The sequence below is a fragment of the Algicola sagamiensis DSM 14643 genome, from assembly GCF_000374485.1.
In the GTDB taxonomy this organism is placed as follows: domain Bacteria; phylum Pseudomonadota; class Gammaproteobacteria; order Enterobacterales; family Alteromonadaceae; genus Algicola; species Algicola sagamiensis.
Genome location: NZ_KB894509.1, coordinates 12,208 through 28,489, shown reverse-complemented (window position 1 = coordinate 28,489; position 16,282 = coordinate 12,208). Strand labels below are relative to the sequence as shown.

Sequence of the window (16,282 nt, the reverse complement as noted above, 5' to 3'; positions counted from 1 at the left end):
CATTTTCGGTTAGTTTTAATTTTATTTCCTCAACCATATGCACCTCTCTAAACTTGACTGTTTCCTAAAAAGTTTTTGTATTCTTTTATTTTTTTATTTGCATCATTCTTCCATCTAATATGTTTTTCAGACACTTTATCTATATCCAAATCAACTTCCAGCATCTGCTGATCTGTCTCAAGAGCATCCTCAATTAACGAAACTAAGGATGAAATGTATTGATTTGAACAGTAAATACTCCTTATTTTGGGGGGGGACAATGACACTCCCTGCTTAAAGTGCCTTACGATCATAAGTAGAATCAACACGGTCAACACTAACAACCCAATGAAAAGGATATTAATCTCAGGATTCTGCATTATAAACTCCTTAGTACAAGTGGCTTGATCCGTAGATACGCTAAAAATCCAACGTAAATAAACCCACAAAAAACAATCATAATACCCACTGCGACAATCCCTACCTTATAAATGAAGCCTAGTTGATTTGTTTCAAATACCATCCGATCAAAATATCTAGATACTTGTAACACTGAAACAACGAAAGCTAAAACACTACAAAGAAGGGAGTATTGACTAAATCTTATTCTGTACAAAATATGGAAATACGACATAAGCAAAAGATAGAAAAGCATTGAAAATGTATGACACAAGTAATGCAGCACTCTTTTAGTTTCTATCGGCATTTCAAGAGAAAGAATCGCTTCGTTCATAAAAGAAAACGAAGGGAAAGTTACCATATTTAAGAATAAGCATATAAAAGAAGAAAGAATAACCGATTCTTTTGGTGTTCCATGTCCTTTCAACAGATCAAATATCTTCCGTTTAGTCAAATAGATAAATGTCAAAGTAATGACAACTTGAACTATATTTAAATACTCACTGATCTTAAAAAGATAAAGGCTAATTCCATCCATAATCATTCTCATCGTTTTTATTAAGGCTCAGTACCATCCCCCCCCCAAATATCCGAAGGAGACGAATCATTTTGTTGTAATCGACTGTATACCATCGCATGCGCCTGTTTCTTTCCTCCTGAAATAACTTCGATTTCTTCAGAAGAAACAATATCAATGGATGGTAAGTCATTCGGAGTTGATTGCTCACGTGATGAGGTTTCCAAAAACTTATCCAATAAGCTCATACCTAATCTTTCCCATAGCCAAAAAAGAACCTAATACCCTGCAATAAGTCAGGGCACAAGTAAATAAAACCTAAGTTTATATTTACCATAATTACCCATGAAAGGTAATACCTAAGGACTTATTTTCACAATAAAAACAATCTTAGAACTAAACAATTCCATCAACATCCACAACTTAAAATACTACATAAATATATTTTTACAACAACTCTATTGACAATTTAAACACCATGATCAACCATTAAAACAACCTAAACAACTTTTGTTGTTGAAAGTGTAAATAAACAAACTTTGACCTTGGCAGATTGAGCAGTACCGCCTTTATTGAAGGAATAAAAGAATGAAAACACTCAATGAATTAAAAATCTCGCCACTCGTGGCTGTCGTGGACATTGAAACACTCAGTACACAGCCCAATGCAGCCATCGTCTCTATCGGCTGCGTCATTGTAAACCTCTTTACCCAAGAAACCGTTGATGAATTTTACCGTGTAACGGACACCTACTACCAAGCCATTTACAACAGAGATGCAATGCCAAGCACAGTTCGCTGGTGGGAAGAACAAAAAGAGACAAACCCCGCGGCATGGAAAGAGTACGAAAAATCTAACTCAATCAAAGAAAGTGGCCAATTTGAACTGGCATTAATTGAGTTCAATAACTTTCTCATCAAGCACTTTGTTGACCCCTCAACAATACAACTAATGGGCAATGGCTGCGATTTTGATAATGTCATTCTGCAAACAGCCTTCAAAAAGGTCCTTTTTTCTCCATCTTGGGAGTTCTCAGGCAATCAATCCCTTCGCACCGCAGTCTGGTTAGGCCGACTTATTCTGGGGATTGACCCAAAATACGATATCCCATTTGAAGGAACCAAACACCACGCCCTTCATGATGCACGTCATGAAGCAAAGGTATTACTGAATATCTTCCATGCATTCTTGTGCCTTGAAAAGCCCACTCCGACTTGGGAAGAAGCGCCCGATAATTTCAAATGGCGCGCAAGAAATGCGGATGGAAGCTGGCTGTATTTCATGAATAAGCCCCAGCGGTATGGCCTTGTTTGGCGGGATGGTGGCGACATGGTATTCGGCTCGCCTTCAACTCAATTAAAACCCACCCCAGGCTGGGAGTTCTCCCTTGAACAACGTCCAGAGGTGGCCGCATGAACACCTGCACATGCTTCGAAGATATTTTGAAAACCAGAACCGAGATGATCCAGCAAGAGCTTCCTGAAGGTGCCACTCATGTTGAAATTTATTGGAATGATAGCGCTTATATTTTCTCGGATACCGAAACAGCGCCATCTAACCCCGCGATCACATGTAGCTACCGTAAAACTAAGAAGGACGGGACGCCTTACTCCAAAAAGAATCATTTCACAACACATATGCTCGCAAGCCACTGCTGTTTTTGTGGACGTAAATTCCAAAAGAAAGAAGGCGTTTCAGCATGAACAGTAAACAATTCAATGCCCAATTTAGTCCAGGCGACGAAATCCTATTCAAGCCTTATTCAGGGTGTGTGGAGTTCACCACCATTCGCACTGCCGCCTGGGAGTCCAGCAACGGAAAAACATACGTCCATATCTCAGGCCATCGTCAGCCTATTGAGGTGGGATATCTACATCCATTGAATGCCGTTAAATCGGCGTAAAACAATTTCGAGAACTGATAAAGGACGAATAACGATGAAGAAAACAGCTATCCATTCAACCGATATTTCACATGAAGAACTGGGGCTCATGATCCAAATGGTCGGTAAAGGTGCCGGGGTTAACGTTCAAGGGTTAAACATTACTCCTGATGATGACCAAGTATTCAAACTCACGGTTACCTCTGATCTTCCATTCCCAAATCTGAAAGAAATGTTTCAGATCGAAGAGGTTGAGCAACGAGAACACCATTTGAACGGTGACGGCCTCATTGAAAAATCAACCAAGTTTTCAATGAACTCAAAGCCGTGGGTGACGAATTAAGCTGTCGATTGTTTAGACGCGGGGCGTTCCCCGCCATTTTTCAAATTTGAAGGATAAGAACAATGAAAGAACTGCAAGATGTTGTCACCAATAAAATGAACGAAATGATTGCTGATGGGACACTTGAATGCATGCTGAGAAAAGCCCTCGAAAAAACAGTGCAGGAAGTCGTCGATAAATCCATGCGCTCATATGGTGAGTTTGGCAAAGCACTTGGATCATTAGTCAACAAAACAATGGCTTTGTCATTAGAGCAGGTCAGTCTCCCTGAGTACAACAACTTTCTCGCAGATTGCGTGAACGAAACTCTCAATGAAATCCTTGAAACGGAAGGCAAGCAACAGGTCCTTCGGTTATTGAGTGAAAAGATGGGTGCTGCACCTGAAGCAATTCACATTCATGAGGTGTTTAAAGAGATCACCACCAGATGGCGAAGTGATGCTGAGTCTGAACAAGAAAGCGAGATCACCCTCGAATGGAGACGAGGAACTTGTGACTTTACATACCTGACACTCAAGCACCCTGGGTGTGATTTTGAAGATATCCACCTTTCTCTGGATAGAGCTGCTCATTCAAACAGCTACTACATCTATTCAGTACGAGAGAATACGACAGCGGCCACAGATAAAGCGGCTAACTCAAGCGACTTGTACACCCTAACACAGTATTTCTACAAGCTTTACTGTCGAAAAACCATGATCACCGGGATTGATGACGCCTATGGTGAGGATTTGTATATCTGGGACTACGAGTGAGGGGAAATCATGGAAGCTATCACGATAAGTGCTCACAAAACACGACTATTCCCCGCTTATGTATCAGAACAGAGGAAAAACGCCGAAGTGATCACACGCAAGCAACTCATCGATCGCTTGATCCTCTGTGAATTCAATATGACGCATGATCAGGGGGAACGGATGGCCTATCAACACGGTGATGAGATTGAATTCGTCACACTGCATTCCCCTGCATGGAGAAATAGAGACCGTCAAAATGTGATTTGGATCTCAGGTCAAACAAAGCCGGTACAGATTTCTCAGCTTCATTCATTAGATAAAGTTGTGGTAGGTGCGTTATGAGCCTCAGCCACCAATCAAAAACTGAGCCATCTATCCGTGACCTGTGGGAAACACCCCCTTGGCTGTTTGTCGCATTGGATGAAATCTACGGCCCCTTTCAATTGGATGCTGCCGCCAGTGATAAAAACAAAAAGTGCCACAGGTTCCTGAGCGAAAAAGACAACGCATTGTCCATTGATTGGTTTGCACTGTTGGACTCGGATGGACACCAGGATAAGAAAGTCTGGGTCAATCCACCCTACTCCAATATTCAGCCCTGGGTTGATAAAGCGAAAGAGCAACAAGCAAAAGGCGTCTTCACCGTCATGTTGGTGCCAGATACCGCTTCTGTCGGTTGGTGGCCTCAATCGGGTGTGAATGTTCTTCGGATCACCAAAGGGCGTATTTCTTTTATCAACGCTGAATCGAAAAAGCGGGTGCATGGGAATACCCAAGGCTCAGCCCTCTTTTTGTTCGATCCATGGCTCGCACCCACCAGCAAGCCCCATACGGTTCAAATTGAACGTGGACTCCTAGAAGCCATCGCAAACGACATCATGGAGGAAAACGATGAACAAGCCGCTTGAATTACCCATGGATAAATTGGTCAGCCAGCACAAGGAAACGCTTGATACAAAGCCATATGAGCATGAGTGCAAACAGGCCGACAACCCAATTGTGCTGCAAAACATGCTCTATCAGCAGCAATACATGCTGTCCAACATCTTTGTGACCATTTGACTATGAAGGAAAGAATAATGAGTAATAACCAAATTCATTATAACGATGCACCGATTGAGCAAAGGGAAGTCAAAGCTTGGTTTCATGGCGAGCGGTTTCTGGGGTTTGATGAGCATGGAGCAAGGATGATCACAAGTAATATTCGTCCGTGTAAAATCGATGAGTGCTCTAATGATGTGAGTGATTGGATATATTGCGATCAGTGCGAAGAACAGAAAGCGATCCAAAAGTACCTTAACGCGGAAAAGCGCGATGTTTATCCGAATGATGTTATTTATTCAGAAAAAACAGATCACTTTTTCTACCCTGAGCAATTCTCAGAGCTCACTTCTGAAAACCGTGAAACACTTGAGAGTTTACGGCTTTATATATGCAAACCTTGTTTCCCAGGTGAAATCGACATAGATGAACACCTTACTGATGTTCTGGCAGAGGACAGCTATGCCGATGAAGTTCTCAGCAACGAGTGCATGGATTTAGTGGAGAAGTTAAACGCAGCACTGAGGAAGAACAAACCCATTAGCTATTTCCCTTCAAATATCGCTGTAAATCTGGATCCACTCTTAATTGGAGAAATACCATGCGACAAGTAAATGAAGCAGAATACACAAACAAATTCGGTATCTACTTTCACCCGGATATCCCAAAAGAGTTCGACCACGATTCTCTCACCCAATGGGGGAATGAAAACGGTATTCAGGTCACTGGAGTTTGGATGGAAAGCACCTGTAAGGACAAAGCGCTCCTTGATGAGGTGTTTGATAAAGGCAGTCTGGATATCTCTTTATGGAAACCTCGTGTTCCTCGCGGCGCAACCTTGCTCGCGAAGTTTCATGATGAGGATGGGCCTTATGCATATTTTGGGAAGAAGGTGGAGGATGAGACATGCCAAAGCTAAAAAACAACTTCTCATGCCCAGAATGCAATTCAACTATAAAAGCGTGGGCTGATTTGGATGCTCAGGTCACATTCGAGATCAGCAAAAACGGCAAGCTTGTTAAACGTATCATTGAAAACGTACTTCAAAGCGATGGCTGCTGCGGTGTCGAATGTTCTAAATGCTCATGGGCGGTGCATAGAGAAGAAATGGATGATGATAGCCCATTCTTGCAATGCGCTAATGAAGCTATCAGACAACAAATGGGCATATTGTTTCTTACATCCAAGCGTGTTTAAAGGGAGATTCATCATGGAACCAACCAAAAAAGTTGAGAGTTTACGGCCTTCGCACAATGTATACATGGAATACGAAATTGAAGTGATTGACCAGGAAGAACAGGACACATCCGTCGAATTATCCGGCCACTTCTACATATGCGGGGCAAGTCGTAATGAATTCGCTGAGAAGCTTGGAAAGCTAATAGACGAATACCGAATATAGGGCGCGAACTGATGAAAGTCGAAACATCTCAAGTAACGAAAATACACATCTCTAATATTGAAGGGATTGAGCCGATAACGGTGATTTTAGAGGATCTAGGCCAGAGTTCTGGAAAGCTCATGGTGAAGTGCTCTTATGAAGTTTGGACATGTCATTTAGTATGGTCGGAAGAATCATCATTTATTGAAACTATCAGCTCTATGAATGTGGAATACTTGCAAGCTTACTTGAGTGGTTCTGAGCAATTCATTATTGATGGTGAAAAGGTTCAATCAGATATCCTACACCTCAGACGTAATAAGAAACTGGACCGAATAACAGCAAGAAAGCTTTACAGTGTCAGTTTTAAGCAGTTTGTTTGTATTTGGCTAGCAGAGAATGAAAAGCTTATAGCTCGCATATATGGAGGTGATCACCACGCAGTCCCCCATAGAGATAATTGGCACTACCTCTACGAACGGAAAATCTTTCAGGCTGTAATAAGTGGAGCTTGGTCAATCTACCAAGAGATGGAGGTAGCATGATGAGCACACCAAACTGGTTAAGCACCTCTCAAATGAAGAAAACCAAGCTCGGCAAAATGCTAGGCCATATGAGGGTTCAGAAAGGGATCCATTTGGGGATCATGGCTAAGGATCTCCAGCTCACCTCAAGTTATCTGAGCGGTATTGAACTTGGAAGAATCGAGGTTACGGAAAGCATGATACACCGCATTGCTGAGTACTTTGAATTAGACGCAAACGGCACACATGAATTGATGTTGTGTGCTGGCCTAAATGAAACGATTGATAAAGCGAGTTAGGAGATTTAACGATGGATTATCCAGTAATACACCAAAGCTATCAGTTCGGTAGCTACCAAGTCAGTCAGCCACGACCGAAGAAGAGGATCACTTTACCTGTACATTGCCGCTATTGTACCACCAGAGATGTGCTGCAAATGTACGGGATCACAGCTCCAACACTTAGTCGCTGGCAGAAGTTAAGAGGGTTTCCAAAGCCCAAAATATACGGTAATCCTAACCGCTATTTAAAAGAAGATATAGCCCAGTGGGAAAATGATTTGGGTAGAGGCAAAGTCATTGAGCACCAAGGCTGCACTTAAGCAGCCCTTGGATTTTTATGTTTCACGTCATCGACACATTTAGCAATGTGATCAACCCAAACATCAAGCCATTTAGCCATTTCATCCAGCATTTCAGATTTGTTGTAGACAGCCATGATCCCGCCTAGGTGGTGACCTAATATTTTCTCAGTAATATAAATTGGACAACCAAAGTCAGTTAATCTCGTCGATATTGTTCGTCTAAAATCATGTAATACAAAGTCTTCTATACCTAGATACTTTTCACATTTTCCAGGGATATTTGCCAAAGGTTTAGGTGATATATGATTTTCGTTTTTCTTGTTAGGGAAAAACCAAGGAGAGCCTTTCTGACTATCAATCCAGTCACTGATTAACGGCTCAACTGAAGCAGGGATCGGGCGCTTTATTACTTTATTTGTTTTTGTATGCTCTTTGGGAATTGTCCACACTAGCTCATCTGTATTGAAATCAGATTTTCTGGCAGTAACAAGCTCGCCTCTTCTGCATCCAAATACAATAGTCATTCTCAATGCAATGAGTTGTTCCATTGATAGCACTTCTTCAGAATGAATCCAAAGCATGCCTATCTCTGAATCATTTAGTACCCTGTCTCGTGATGGCGGCTTTTCAGCATAATCACTAAGTTTTAAACCTTCGAAACTGGTATTCTCAATCTTTCCTTGCCTAACGCAATATCTAAGAACTGATCGAAGCTCTGTTAGAGCCGCAGTGGCAACAGAAGAAGCTTTATCTTCACGATGACGTTTCGCTATATGGGAAAATAGCCGTGAAAAATCTGTAACGTCGAGTTCATTCACACAAACATCAAGCCATTTTTTATCAATTCGTTTTACAATCCTTCTGTAAGTTGCTTTACTGTTTTTTCTTTTTAAAGAGCAATAAGATTTATTCCAAAAATCAATACAATCATCAAGAGATACTGATTCTCTTCTTATAAGTTGGATAGCTCTTACGCTGCGAGGATCTTTTCCATTTGATAATTGGTTTAGGTATTCATCCCTTTTATTTCTGGCATCACTTAGACCCATATATGGATAATCACCTAATTTGATACGTGCTGGCTTACCACCAAACCGATACCGAAATTGAAACGCAATTTTTCCTTTTGGGGAAATTCTAATGGAGAGCCCATCACCATCAGAAATTTCTGGCTTTCCTTCATATGGTTTGCCATGCAAACTTTTTAACTTCAAAACCGTTAATGACATAACACATCCTTTTAATTAATACATGCCACAATAATAACTGATTTTAGGACGCGATTTGGTACACAAATCGACTTTTTGGTACATATTTGAGTATCGTTGTATGTTACAATACAACTCAGCAAAATTGATATAAATATATGAATAGTAATTAAATTTTATTGTTACTAGCTATGTTTGTTAAGATGTAATATACCGTTGTGATAGCATCGACTATGCTATTCCTATATACCGATAAAAAGTCTACGTGCTAACTCACTGAAATATGTTGATTAAAAAAGAATTATTAAGCCGAATCGAAAGGAAAGACGATACGATTGCTGCGGTTGATTTAGGGTCGAATAGTTTTCATCTTATCCTTGCCAGAGTGGTGAATGGCACGATACAAATTCTTCATCGAGAAAAACAAAAAGTCCAACTTGCCTTAGGCCTGGATGAACGTAATATTCTTTGCGAATCATCGATGGCGCTAGGTTTAGAAACCCTCAAAGCATTCTCGACCACACTATCAAACCTACCGCCCTCACAAGTCCGTGTCGTTGGAACGTACACATTACGTGCTGCTACCAATGCAGATGCATTCCTACTCAGGGCCAAAGATGTCTTTCCTTTTCCGATTGAAGTTATCTCCGGCCAGGAAGAAGCGCGACTGATTTATCAAGGGATCGCCCATCATATTCACGGCGATGAAAAGCGCTTGGTGATAGACATTGGTGGCGGAAGTACTGAATTAGTCTTAGGTCAAGGATTTCAGACCATTGCTGTCAGTTCATTAAACATGGGTTGTGTTAGCTTTACCCAAGCTTTTTTTAAAAACGGACAAATCACTAAAAAAAGATTTGAAGCAGCCATATTGGAAGCAGGCACCAAGCTCGAACACATTCAACAACATTTCCTTTCGATAGGTTGGGAGGACTGCTTTGGATCCTCTGGAACGATTAAAGCCATTTGCGAAGCAGAAAATACACAAAGACTCACGATGTCGAATCTACTGAATGTTAAACAACAGTTGATTTCTGCTAGCCATGTGGATGATCTGGACATTCCTGGACTGAACGATGACCGCAAACCCGTGATCTGTGCCGGACTCGCCATTCTGATTGCCATCTTCAAACAGTTCGAGATAGATTCAATCAATTATTCTGATGTGGCACTGCGCGAAGGTGTAATGTATGAAATGGAAGAGCGCATGCGCCATCATGATATTCGTCAACGAACAGTAGAAAGTTTGATCCAGCATTATCATATCGATACATCTCATGCAAAACGAGTACTTGAAACAACAGCACAACTTTTTGAACAACTGAAGCAGGCGTGGCAGTTAGATAACCCTGAGTTCCAATCACTTTTGGAATGGGCAGCAATCCTGCATGAAGTTGGATTACATATCAATTCTTCTGGTGTTCATCGCCACTCCAGCTATATTATTCGAAATAGTAACTTGCCCGGCTTTAATCAGGAAGAACAGCTGCTACTTGCCACACTCGTTCGTTTTTATAAGAAAAAAATCCGACCAGAAGAGATCCCATTATTTAATATTTTTGATGGGGTTCAAGTCCATCGCATGATCTGTATTTTGCGTCTGGCAATTTTACTCAATCAAAAACGAAAAGATGAAATCTTACCGGAATTTCAAGTGCAATATTCACAACAAAAATTAACCTTGAAAATGCCACAATCCTGGCTCGAATCACACCCCATTCTTCGGGAAGGACTTGAGCAAGAAAAAGAACAACTCAACCGCATGGGTATCCGCTTATATTTACAAGGTATCCACTGAAATTTTTAGGGAATTGTATGAAACAAGATGTTTAGCAATCAAGCAAGATTTATCAGCGCTGATCGACATGCTTGCTGATGACCCTCTGAGCGCGCAAAGAGCGCAAAATTCGAATCCACTTCCCCAATCATATGAGAAAGTATTCGAAGCTATCTCATTTTACCATCGTCTTGGGTTTGTCGATTCTCATACAAGATTGAAATTACATTTATAAATCATACAACTTCAGCTGATAATCATCAGCTGAAGTCATTCCGTTTAACTACCCGCTATCTGCATACTTTCAAGTAATATGGAACCTGTGCAAATCGAGCCGCGGTTATCCACATCTTCACCGACCCCAACCATATTCAAGAACATATCATTGAGGTTTCCAGCAATCGTGATTTCACTGACGGGGTATTGGATCTCACCATTTTCGACCCAAAAACCAGCTGCGCCACGAGAATAATCTCCTGTCACAATATTCACACCTTGCCCCATGAGTTCCGTGACGAGTAAGCCGGTACCTAGCTCTTTCAAGCAAGCTTCAAAACCGCCAAGTGTCGGATCAACAAACCAGTTGTGAATACCACCAGCATGACCCGTCATGTCTAAACCAAGCTTTCTGGCAGAGTAAGACGTGGTCAAATAGGTTTGTAAATGACCGGATTCAATAATTTTCCGCGGGTGTGTGCGAACACCTTCTGAGTCGAATGGTGAACTCGCTAAACCACGTTGCAAGTGTGGTTCTTCATGAATGTTGATATGGTTTGCAAGGACTTGTTCACCACATTTGTCGAGAAGGAAACTTGACTTGCGATAGAGATTGCCACCGCTAATTGCAGCAACTAAATGGCCAAATAAGCCACTAGAAATATCGGCACGAAACATCACCGGTGCTTTGGTGGTTGCCATCTTGCGAGGTTCCATTCGAGTGACGACTTCTTTAGCGGCTTCTATTCCCACTTCTTCTGCATTCTTTAAACCTGCAAAGCGACGAGAAACGGTATAGGCGTAATCGCGCTGCATGTCGTTCTCAGTTTGACCAATCACCGAGCAACTCACACTATGTCGAGAGCTTGGATAACCCACAATCTGCCCATGGCTATTGCCATACACGCGGAAACCATAATGGGAAGAAAGGCTCGCACCATCAGAATTCTTGATTCGCTTATCATAAGCGAAAGCTGCGTCTTCTGTTCGCTGACAGATACGGATCGCTTGTTCTGGTGAAATATCTTCCGGATGAAACAAATCCAAATCTTTGGGAGTCATTTCCAGCATGTCTTTATCCGCAACACCGGTACACTCATCTTCCGATGTATATTTTGCGATATTTGTTGCGGCTGTTACAGTTCGGATCAACGCATCTTCAGATAAGTCAGATGTCGATGCAGTCCCTTTTCGATTATTGTGATACACGCTGATACCAAGAGCACCGTCTTGATTAAATTCGACTGTTTCTACTTCACTGAGGCGTGTTGAGACTGATAAACCTCGTGTACGACTAATCGCAGCTTCACAGGATGTTGCCCCCTGATCTTTTGCAAGTTTTAGCACACGCTCAACCGCATTTTTTACCTCATCAATTTCATTTTGAATATTTTTTAAACTTTCTGACATGGCAAGTTCATCGCTTTTTTTCGTTTGCCTAAGCATACCATACCAACTGAGTCCGACGGGCGTCGCAATGAAAAATAGCTCGCTTTGTGAAAATCGAGCGGGGATTGGGTATACTAGTGAGATTAGATGAAAGTATTACAACGATATATGGCGCTATGACAGGATCAGAAGATTTTCAATCGGAACACGAAGAAGAATATAAGAGTAAAACTCAACGAAAAAAAGAAATGCATGAGCTTCAATCGCTTGGCGTTGAAATCAGTAAGCTCAGCAAAGGCAAGCGCGAAACCATTCCCATGGATGACATTTTAGCCGCTGCTTTTGATGAGCTTGAAAAAATTCGCAAAAAATCAGAAGGCTATCGAAGACAACTTCAATATATTGGCAAGCTGATGCGTGGACGGGATCCAGAGCCACTACAGCAAGCACTCAATGTGATCCTGAATAAAGAAAACGCAGCGAATAAAGAGTTGCATAAATTGGAAGCAATGCGCGACGCGCTCATCAAAGATGGCGATAAGGCGATTAACGAAATCGTTGGGCAGTATCACCAACTCGAGCGCCAAAAACTACGCCAGCTCGTCAAACAGGCACAAAAAGAACAGCAGCTTGAGAAACCCCCAAAGGCGTATCGGGAATTATTCCAATATCTCAAAGCTGAATTAACAGAATAATCCAGTCTGTCCTTTTCTCTTTGAGCATTAAGGAAAGATAAACAGGCCCGAAAACCAACATTGGGGCAACATAATGATCAGATGGACGTTGTTTCTATTCACCGCGTTATCGCTCATGAGTTGTAATGGTTCTTCAGGGAAAAATCCGACGACTGGAGCCACCGGATTAAGCGTTAATGCTACGACTTCATCCGGTAGCACCGCGAGTAAAGTCAGCGCAAATGACACCGTTACAGTCACTGCCAAAACAACACCAACACTCACCAATCAATCCGTAGGCTTTACCACCACACTCGGGACACTCTCCTCAGCAACCGCTTTAACCGGCGGGAATGGTGAAGCAATTGTGCAGCTGACGTTTAACGCTTCTGATGCTGGTGTTGCAACCATTACTGCAACTTCTCAACTGGATGGTTCAACCGATACAATAGCAACAACGAACGTTGAGGTCTCATCAACAGAAGTCGTCACCCCAACTTTGCAAATGAAAAACACGAATGGCGATCCTGTCACTCAAGTCACAGGCGGTGAATCTGTTGCACTGGAAATTGTTCTTAAGAATGCACAAAATCAACCGTTATCAGGGGTACAAGTTGATTGGACAACAACAGCTGGTACGTTATCCCAATCGAGTGTTTTATCCGATGTTGCAGGGCTTGCGAAAACAACGTTGAGTGTTTCGAATGCAAATATTGGACTGGCAAGCATTCAGGCAACATTTACTGTGGATGGCAGTTCTCAAAACGTTTCAAAATCCTTGAGTATCGTGCAAAGTAAGGAGACACCCATTACAATTGCATTACTTGATCAGGCGAATAAAGCAACAACCGCAATTCTTAATTCAGAAGTCGTCACAATTCAAGCCACGGTCAAGGATGTTTCTGGCAATGTAATTCCAAACCAAACCGTCAATTTTGCCACAACATTTGGCGCATTATCCAAACCAAGTGCGCTTACAGATAGCCAAGGTATTGCCACAGCAACAATCGCATTTGCGAATACAGATACAGGTGTTGCAACCTTAACACTCACGACCGATATTGCTGGCAATACTGAAACACAAACTGCAGCTCTTGATGTCAGTCCCTCCGGTGCAGCCACAATCGCCATCAGTCTGCTCGACGATCAATGTGCAGCAGTCACAACCGCAAGTTTTCTCGCAGGAAGTACTGTATGTGCTCAAGCAAAAGTCACTCAAAATGAGCAACCTGTTGTTGGGGCAAATGTTGGATTTTCAAGCAGTATCGGAACACCCAACCCCATTTCAAAACTCACCGATACGCAAGGTATTGCACAAGTCAGTATCGATAGCACATCCAGTACACTGGGGGCTGGGACATTAACAACGACACTCAGCACTGGCGAAACCCAAACCACAACGCTTGAATTTGTGAGTTCTGGCGCAAGCTCACCTGGAAGTGCTGCTACCCCAGAAGTGAGTTTAACAATGCTGGAAAGCGGTGTCCTGGTCAATCGTTTTCAGGCAAGTAAATCTGTTCAGTTAGAGGCAACTTTCTTAGATGAAGATGACCAACCGATTGAAAACGCGATCGTTACATTCACAGCTGGCTTGGGTACACTCGCCACGAGCAGTGCCTTAACGACGTCGTTGGGCAAAGCGCAAGTGACGCTCAATTCTGATTTAACAAATTTGGGCGCAGGAACTGCGATTGCCACTGCGTCAAAAGATGGGGTCAGTTTTACCAGTCAATTCAACTATGAGATCACAGCTGCACCACCTGTAACCAGTATTGTTAAAATTGGTCATTTTGACACAAACAACCAGTTTATTGATGGGAAATTGAAAATCGATTTTGCAGATACCCAAACGGGTACCCCAACCATTAGTGCAGGCGGTACACTCAGTGCAACGGCCGTCATTGTCGATGAAAATAATATCCGGATCTTAACCCCCAACACCATTACCTTTTCATCGGGTTGTGTCTCTGATGGTAAAGCAACCATTGATGCCACTGTCACCACGATCAACGGAAGCGCAACAGCCACCTATGAAGACATCAACTGTGGAGGAGCAACAGGAAAGCTCGATAAAATTGAAGGCAAAGTGACAATCAATACCGTAGACTTACTTGCCTCTGAAGATATTCAAATCACAGGCGAAGATGCAGGCTCCATCGAATTCGTTTCTGCTTCCCCGCAAAGTATCACCTTGAAAGGTACTGGTGGGGTTGAGACATCCACCTTAACATTCTTAGTCAAAGGTAAAAACAATAATCCTCTGGCTAACCAACAGGTTAACTTCACAGCTTCAACAACCGTTGGCGGTATTGTACTTAGCCCTACAACATCCTTAACGAATTCCCAAGGACTGGTCACAACAGTCGTCAACTCAGGTGTCGTTCCAACACCTCTTTCAGTGTTGGCTAGCTTAACGCTTCCTGATAATTCTGTCTTGCAGAGTCAATCGAGTCAGCTGTCCATCAATACAGGGCTACCTGACCAAAACAGCATCACTTTCTCCCCAGCAACAATTAATCCAGAAGCCGCGGATCGCCCCGGAGAAACCGTCAACATGACCGTATTTCTATCGGACAGTGCCAATAACCCTGTTGCGAATAATACTACCGTTCAATTTATTGCAGAGTCAGGCCAGATCCCTTCCCAATGTACAACGACGAATGGGACATGTAACGTGACTTGGACAAGCACGCAGCCTGTCGTCGGTGATCATCGCGCCACCATTCTTGCCTATGTCGATGGTCAGGAAACTTTTTTCGATACGAATGGTAATGGTGTTTTCGATAGTAATGATGGGAGTGCACTTGATGCAGGACCCAGCGGAGCCAATATCAATAATGGTTTTGGTAATATTCAATATCAAAACAGTGGTTGGTATGACATGGCTGAGACCTTCTTGGATCTGGATGAAGATGGGATCAAAAATAATCAAGATATTGTTTTGGATGAAGATGGCGATGGGGTTTACGATGCTGCAAATGGATTATTCAACGGGCCAAATTGTACAGCCCCCCTTCTATGCGCGTCTCAAAAGAGTATTCGCGTCCGCAAAGGGTTTGTATTAATTTTGTCTTCTTCATCTGCGGAAATATCTCTTTATGTCGTTGGTACAAATACCGCACAAACTGGCAACCCGAGTTATCTTGAAGGTTTTTATGTGCTTGGAACCAATGATCCGGATGCAAATCAAGATGCCAATCTCAGTATCGGCAGTACGAAGAATCCGTTGACAGAAGACATCTCCTTGGGTGAAGACCGCAGCGTGACCCTTCGTGTTGCGCTTGCAGATACCGCATCAACAATGGGACAGATTCTTCCTGCTGGAACCACTGTTGGGATCAGCTCAAATGTTGGTGCTCTGGGTGGCACCACTTCGTTTACGATCCCCAATTCGATCGGTGCGAACAAACCAAATACTTATGGTGGCAACCGCGTGACCTTTACCTTATCCAATACGAATACAACAACGGTTGCAGGCGAAGCCCCCGTCAATGGTGCGGTGACTGTCAGAGTAACGTTTCCATCGAGTAATATTGTGCAAGATTTTGTCATTTCAGTACATATGGACGGAACCTAAAACAGCAAGTAGGATCTATTCCTGTAAAAATAATGATATCAAAAGGATCCAAACC

Annotated in this window: 21 protein-coding genes; 17 read left to right on the top strand and 4 right to left on the bottom strand. The window is 42.5% G+C overall.

Going from position 1 to position 16,282, the window contains the following annotated elements:
- Positions 1 to 47: 47 nt before the first annotated feature.
- The gene (locus C505_RS0119020) at positions 48 to 359 is read right to left on the bottom strand and encodes a hypothetical protein (RefSeq protein WP_018694232.1); all 312 of its coding nucleotides are present in this window, start codon (positions 357 to 359) and stop codon (positions 48 to 50) included.
- 577 nt (positions 360 to 936) lie between these two features.
- Positions 937 to 1,143, bottom strand: a complete 207-nt coding sequence (locus tag C505_RS0119010; RefSeq protein ID WP_018694230.1) for a hypothetical protein — start codon at positions 1,141 to 1,143, stop codon at positions 937 to 939.
- A gap of 340 nt (positions 1,144 to 1,483) precedes the next feature.
- On the opposite strand from C505_RS0119010, the gene C505_RS0119005 reads away from it, so the two are divergent.
- From C505_RS0119005 to C505_RS0118940, 14 genes are all read left to right on the top strand, one after another.
- Positions 1,484 to 2,311 carry a 3'-5' exonuclease gene (locus C505_RS0119005; RefSeq protein WP_018694229.1) on the top strand — a complete coding sequence of 276 codons (828 nt, stop codon included), beginning with the start codon at positions 1,484 to 1,486 and terminating at the stop codon, positions 2,309 to 2,311.
- Positions 2,308 to 2,598: a hypothetical protein gene (locus C505_RS0119000; protein WP_018694228.1), complete on the top strand. Its 291-nt coding sequence runs from the start codon at positions 2,308 to 2,310 to the stop codon at positions 2,596 to 2,598. The genes C505_RS0119005 and C505_RS0119000 overlap by 4 nt, the downstream gene beginning before the upstream one ends.
- Positions 2,599 to 2,832: 234 nt before the next feature.
- On the top strand, positions 2,833 to 3,120 hold the full coding sequence (locus C505_RS0118990) for a hypothetical protein (protein ID WP_018694226.1): 288 nt from the start codon (positions 2,833 to 2,835) through the stop codon (positions 3,118 to 3,120).
- Positions 3,121 to 3,182: 62 nt separating this feature from the next.
- Positions 3,183 to 3,875 carry a hypothetical protein gene (locus C505_RS0118985; RefSeq protein ID WP_018694225.1) on the top strand — a complete coding sequence of 231 codons (693 nt, stop codon included), beginning with the start codon at positions 3,183 to 3,185 and terminating at the stop codon, positions 3,873 to 3,875.
- Positions 3,876 to 3,884: 9 nt separating this feature from the next.
- Entirely contained in the window at positions 3,885 to 4,199 is a 315-nt protein-coding gene (locus C505_RS0118980; RefSeq protein WP_018694224.1) for a hypothetical protein, read from the top strand.
- Complete coding sequence (locus C505_RS0118975) at positions 4,196 to 4,765, top strand: phage N-6-adenine-methyltransferase (protein ID WP_018694223.1); 570 nt, start codon at positions 4,196 to 4,198, stop codon at positions 4,763 to 4,765. The genes C505_RS0118980 and C505_RS0118975 overlap by 4 nt, the downstream gene beginning before the upstream one ends.
- Positions 4,749 to 4,919 carry a hypothetical protein gene (locus C505_RS24475; RefSeq protein WP_018694222.1) on the top strand — a complete coding sequence of 57 codons (171 nt, stop codon included), beginning with the start codon at positions 4,749 to 4,751 and terminating at the stop codon, positions 4,917 to 4,919. Before C505_RS0118975 ends, C505_RS24475 begins: the two co-directional genes overlap by 17 nt.
- A gap of 17 nt (positions 4,920 to 4,936) precedes the next feature.
- Positions 4,937 to 5,512 (top strand): hypothetical protein, encoded by a 576-nt coding sequence (locus C505_RS0118965; RefSeq protein WP_018694221.1) that lies wholly within the window; start codon positions 4,937 to 4,939, stop codon positions 5,510 to 5,512.
- Positions 5,500 to 5,817: a hypothetical protein gene (locus C505_RS0118960; protein WP_018694220.1), complete on the top strand. Its 318-nt coding sequence runs from the start codon at positions 5,500 to 5,502 to the stop codon at positions 5,815 to 5,817. Before C505_RS0118965 ends, C505_RS0118960 begins: the two co-directional genes overlap by 13 nt.
- On the top strand, positions 5,805 to 6,095 hold the full coding sequence (locus C505_RS24135; protein ID WP_083938398.1) for a hypothetical protein: 291 nt from the start codon (positions 5,805 to 5,807) through the stop codon (positions 6,093 to 6,095). The genes C505_RS0118960 and C505_RS24135 overlap by 13 nt, the downstream gene beginning before the upstream one ends.
- 13 nt (positions 6,096 to 6,108) lie before the next feature.
- Entirely contained in the window at positions 6,109 to 6,300 is a 192-nt protein-coding gene (locus C505_RS24130) for a hypothetical protein (RefSeq protein ID WP_018694322.1), read from the top strand.
- Positions 6,301 to 6,311: 11 nt separating this feature from the next.
- Positions 6,312 to 6,824, top strand: a complete 513-nt coding sequence (locus C505_RS0118950; protein WP_018694218.1) for a hypothetical protein — start codon at positions 6,312 to 6,314, stop codon at positions 6,822 to 6,824.
- Positions 6,824 to 7,102 carry a helix-turn-helix domain-containing protein gene (locus C505_RS22970; protein ID WP_157369211.1) on the top strand — a complete coding sequence of 93 codons (279 nt, stop codon included), beginning with the start codon at positions 6,824 to 6,826 and terminating at the stop codon, positions 7,100 to 7,102. The genes C505_RS0118950 and C505_RS22970 overlap by 1 nt, the downstream gene beginning before the upstream one ends.
- An 11-nt stretch (positions 7,103 to 7,113) precedes the next feature.
- Complete coding sequence (locus C505_RS0118940) at positions 7,114 to 7,404, top strand: hypothetical protein (protein WP_018694216.1); 291 nt, start codon at positions 7,114 to 7,116, stop codon at positions 7,402 to 7,404.
- Here C505_RS0118940 and C505_RS0118935 read toward each other — a convergent pair.
- The gene (locus C505_RS0118935; protein WP_018694215.1) at positions 7,401 to 8,615 is read right to left on the bottom strand and encodes a tyrosine-type recombinase/integrase; all 1,215 of its coding nucleotides are present in this window, start codon (positions 8,613 to 8,615) and stop codon (positions 7,401 to 7,403) included. The two genes, C505_RS0118940 and C505_RS0118935, sit on opposite strands and share 4 nt — an antisense overlap.
- Positions 8,616 to 8,877: 262 nt before the next feature.
- Between C505_RS0118935 and C505_RS0118930 the strand changes: the two genes are divergently transcribed.
- Positions 8,878 to 10,392 (top strand): Ppx/GppA phosphatase family protein, encoded by a 1,515-nt coding sequence (locus C505_RS0118930; RefSeq protein WP_018694214.1) that lies wholly within the window; start codon positions 8,878 to 8,880, stop codon positions 10,390 to 10,392.
- A gap of 258 nt (positions 10,393 to 10,650) precedes the next feature.
- On the opposite strand, the gene pmbA is transcribed toward C505_RS0118930, so the two are convergent.
- A complete protein-coding gene (pmbA, locus tag C505_RS0118920) occupies positions 10,651 to 11,997 on the bottom strand; it encodes a metalloprotease PmbA (RefSeq protein WP_026318093.1) in 1,347 nt (448 codons plus the stop codon).
- 116 nt (positions 11,998 to 12,113) lie between these two features.
- Here pmbA and yjgA point away from each other — a divergent pair, with 116 nt between their 5' ends.
- Both yjgA and C505_RS23920 read left to right on the top strand, forming a co-directional pair.
- Positions 12,114 to 12,671: a ribosome biogenesis factor YjgA gene (yjgA, locus tag C505_RS0118915; RefSeq protein WP_245556379.1), complete on the top strand. Its 558-nt coding sequence runs from the start codon at positions 12,114 to 12,116 to the stop codon at positions 12,669 to 12,671.
- A gap of 73 nt (positions 12,672 to 12,744) precedes the next feature.
- The gene (locus tag C505_RS23920; RefSeq protein WP_018694210.1) at positions 12,745 to 16,227 is read left to right on the top strand and encodes a beta strand repeat-containing protein; all 3,483 of its coding nucleotides are present in this window, start codon (positions 12,745 to 12,747) and stop codon (positions 16,225 to 16,227) included.
- Positions 16,228 to 16,282 lie beyond the last annotated feature (55 nt).

Bases quoted from the DNA above. Each gene is read 5' to 3' on its own strand.
- C505_RS0119020 (WP_018694232.1), bottom strand. From the start codon at position 359: ATGCAGAATCCTGAGATTAATATCCTTTTCATTGGGTTGTTAGTGTTG.
- C505_RS0119010 (WP_018694230.1), bottom strand. From the start codon at position 1,143: ATGAGCTTATTGGATAAGTTTTTGGAAACCTCATCACGTGAGCAATCA.
- C505_RS0119005 (WP_018694229.1), top strand. From the start codon at position 1,484: ATGAAAACACTCAATGAATTAAAAATCTCGCCACTCGTGGCTGTCGTG.
- C505_RS0119000 (WP_018694228.1), top strand. From the start codon at position 2,308: ATGAACACCTGCACATGCTTCGAAGATATTTTGAAAACCAGAACCGAG.
- C505_RS0118990 (WP_018694226.1), top strand. From the start codon at position 2,833: ATGAAGAAAACAGCTATCCATTCAACCGATATTTCACATGAAGAACTG.
- C505_RS0118985 (WP_018694225.1), top strand. From the start codon at position 3,183: ATGAAAGAACTGCAAGATGTTGTCACCAATAAAATGAACGAAATGATT.
- C505_RS0118980 (WP_018694224.1), top strand. From the start codon at position 3,885: ATGGAAGCTATCACGATAAGTGCTCACAAAACACGACTATTCCCCGCT.
- C505_RS0118975 (WP_018694223.1), top strand. From the start codon at position 4,196: ATGAGCCTCAGCCACCAATCAAAAACTGAGCCATCTATCCGTGACCTG.
- C505_RS24475 (WP_018694222.1), top strand. From the start codon at position 4,749: ATGAACAAGCCGCTTGAATTACCCATGGATAAATTGGTCAGCCAGCAC.
- C505_RS0118965 (WP_018694221.1), top strand. From the start codon at position 4,937: ATGAGTAATAACCAAATTCATTATAACGATGCACCGATTGAGCAAAGG.
- C505_RS0118960 (WP_018694220.1), top strand. From the start codon at position 5,500: ATGCGACAAGTAAATGAAGCAGAATACACAAACAAATTCGGTATCTAC.
- C505_RS24135 (WP_083938398.1), top strand. From the start codon at position 5,805: ATGCCAAAGCTAAAAAACAACTTCTCATGCCCAGAATGCAATTCAACT.
- C505_RS24130 (WP_018694322.1), top strand. From the start codon at position 6,109: ATGGAACCAACCAAAAAAGTTGAGAGTTTACGGCCTTCGCACAATGTA.
- C505_RS0118950 (WP_018694218.1), top strand. From the start codon at position 6,312: ATGAAAGTCGAAACATCTCAAGTAACGAAAATACACATCTCTAATATT.
- C505_RS22970 (WP_157369211.1), top strand. From the start codon at position 6,824: ATGAGCACACCAAACTGGTTAAGCACCTCTCAAATGAAGAAAACCAAG.
- C505_RS0118940 (WP_018694216.1), top strand. From the start codon at position 7,114: ATGGATTATCCAGTAATACACCAAAGCTATCAGTTCGGTAGCTACCAA.
- C505_RS0118935 (WP_018694215.1), bottom strand. From the start codon at position 8,615: ATGTCATTAACGGTTTTGAAGTTAAAAAGTTTGCATGGCAAACCATAT.
- C505_RS0118930 (WP_018694214.1), top strand. From the start codon at position 8,878: ATGTTGATTAAAAAAGAATTATTAAGCCGAATCGAAAGGAAAGACGAT.
- pmbA (WP_026318093.1), bottom strand. From the start codon at position 11,997: ATGTCAGAAAGTTTAAAAAATATTCAAAATGAAATTGATGAGGTAAAA.
- C505_RS23920 (WP_018694210.1), top strand. From the start codon at position 12,745: ATGATCAGATGGACGTTGTTTCTATTCACCGCGTTATCGCTCATGAGT.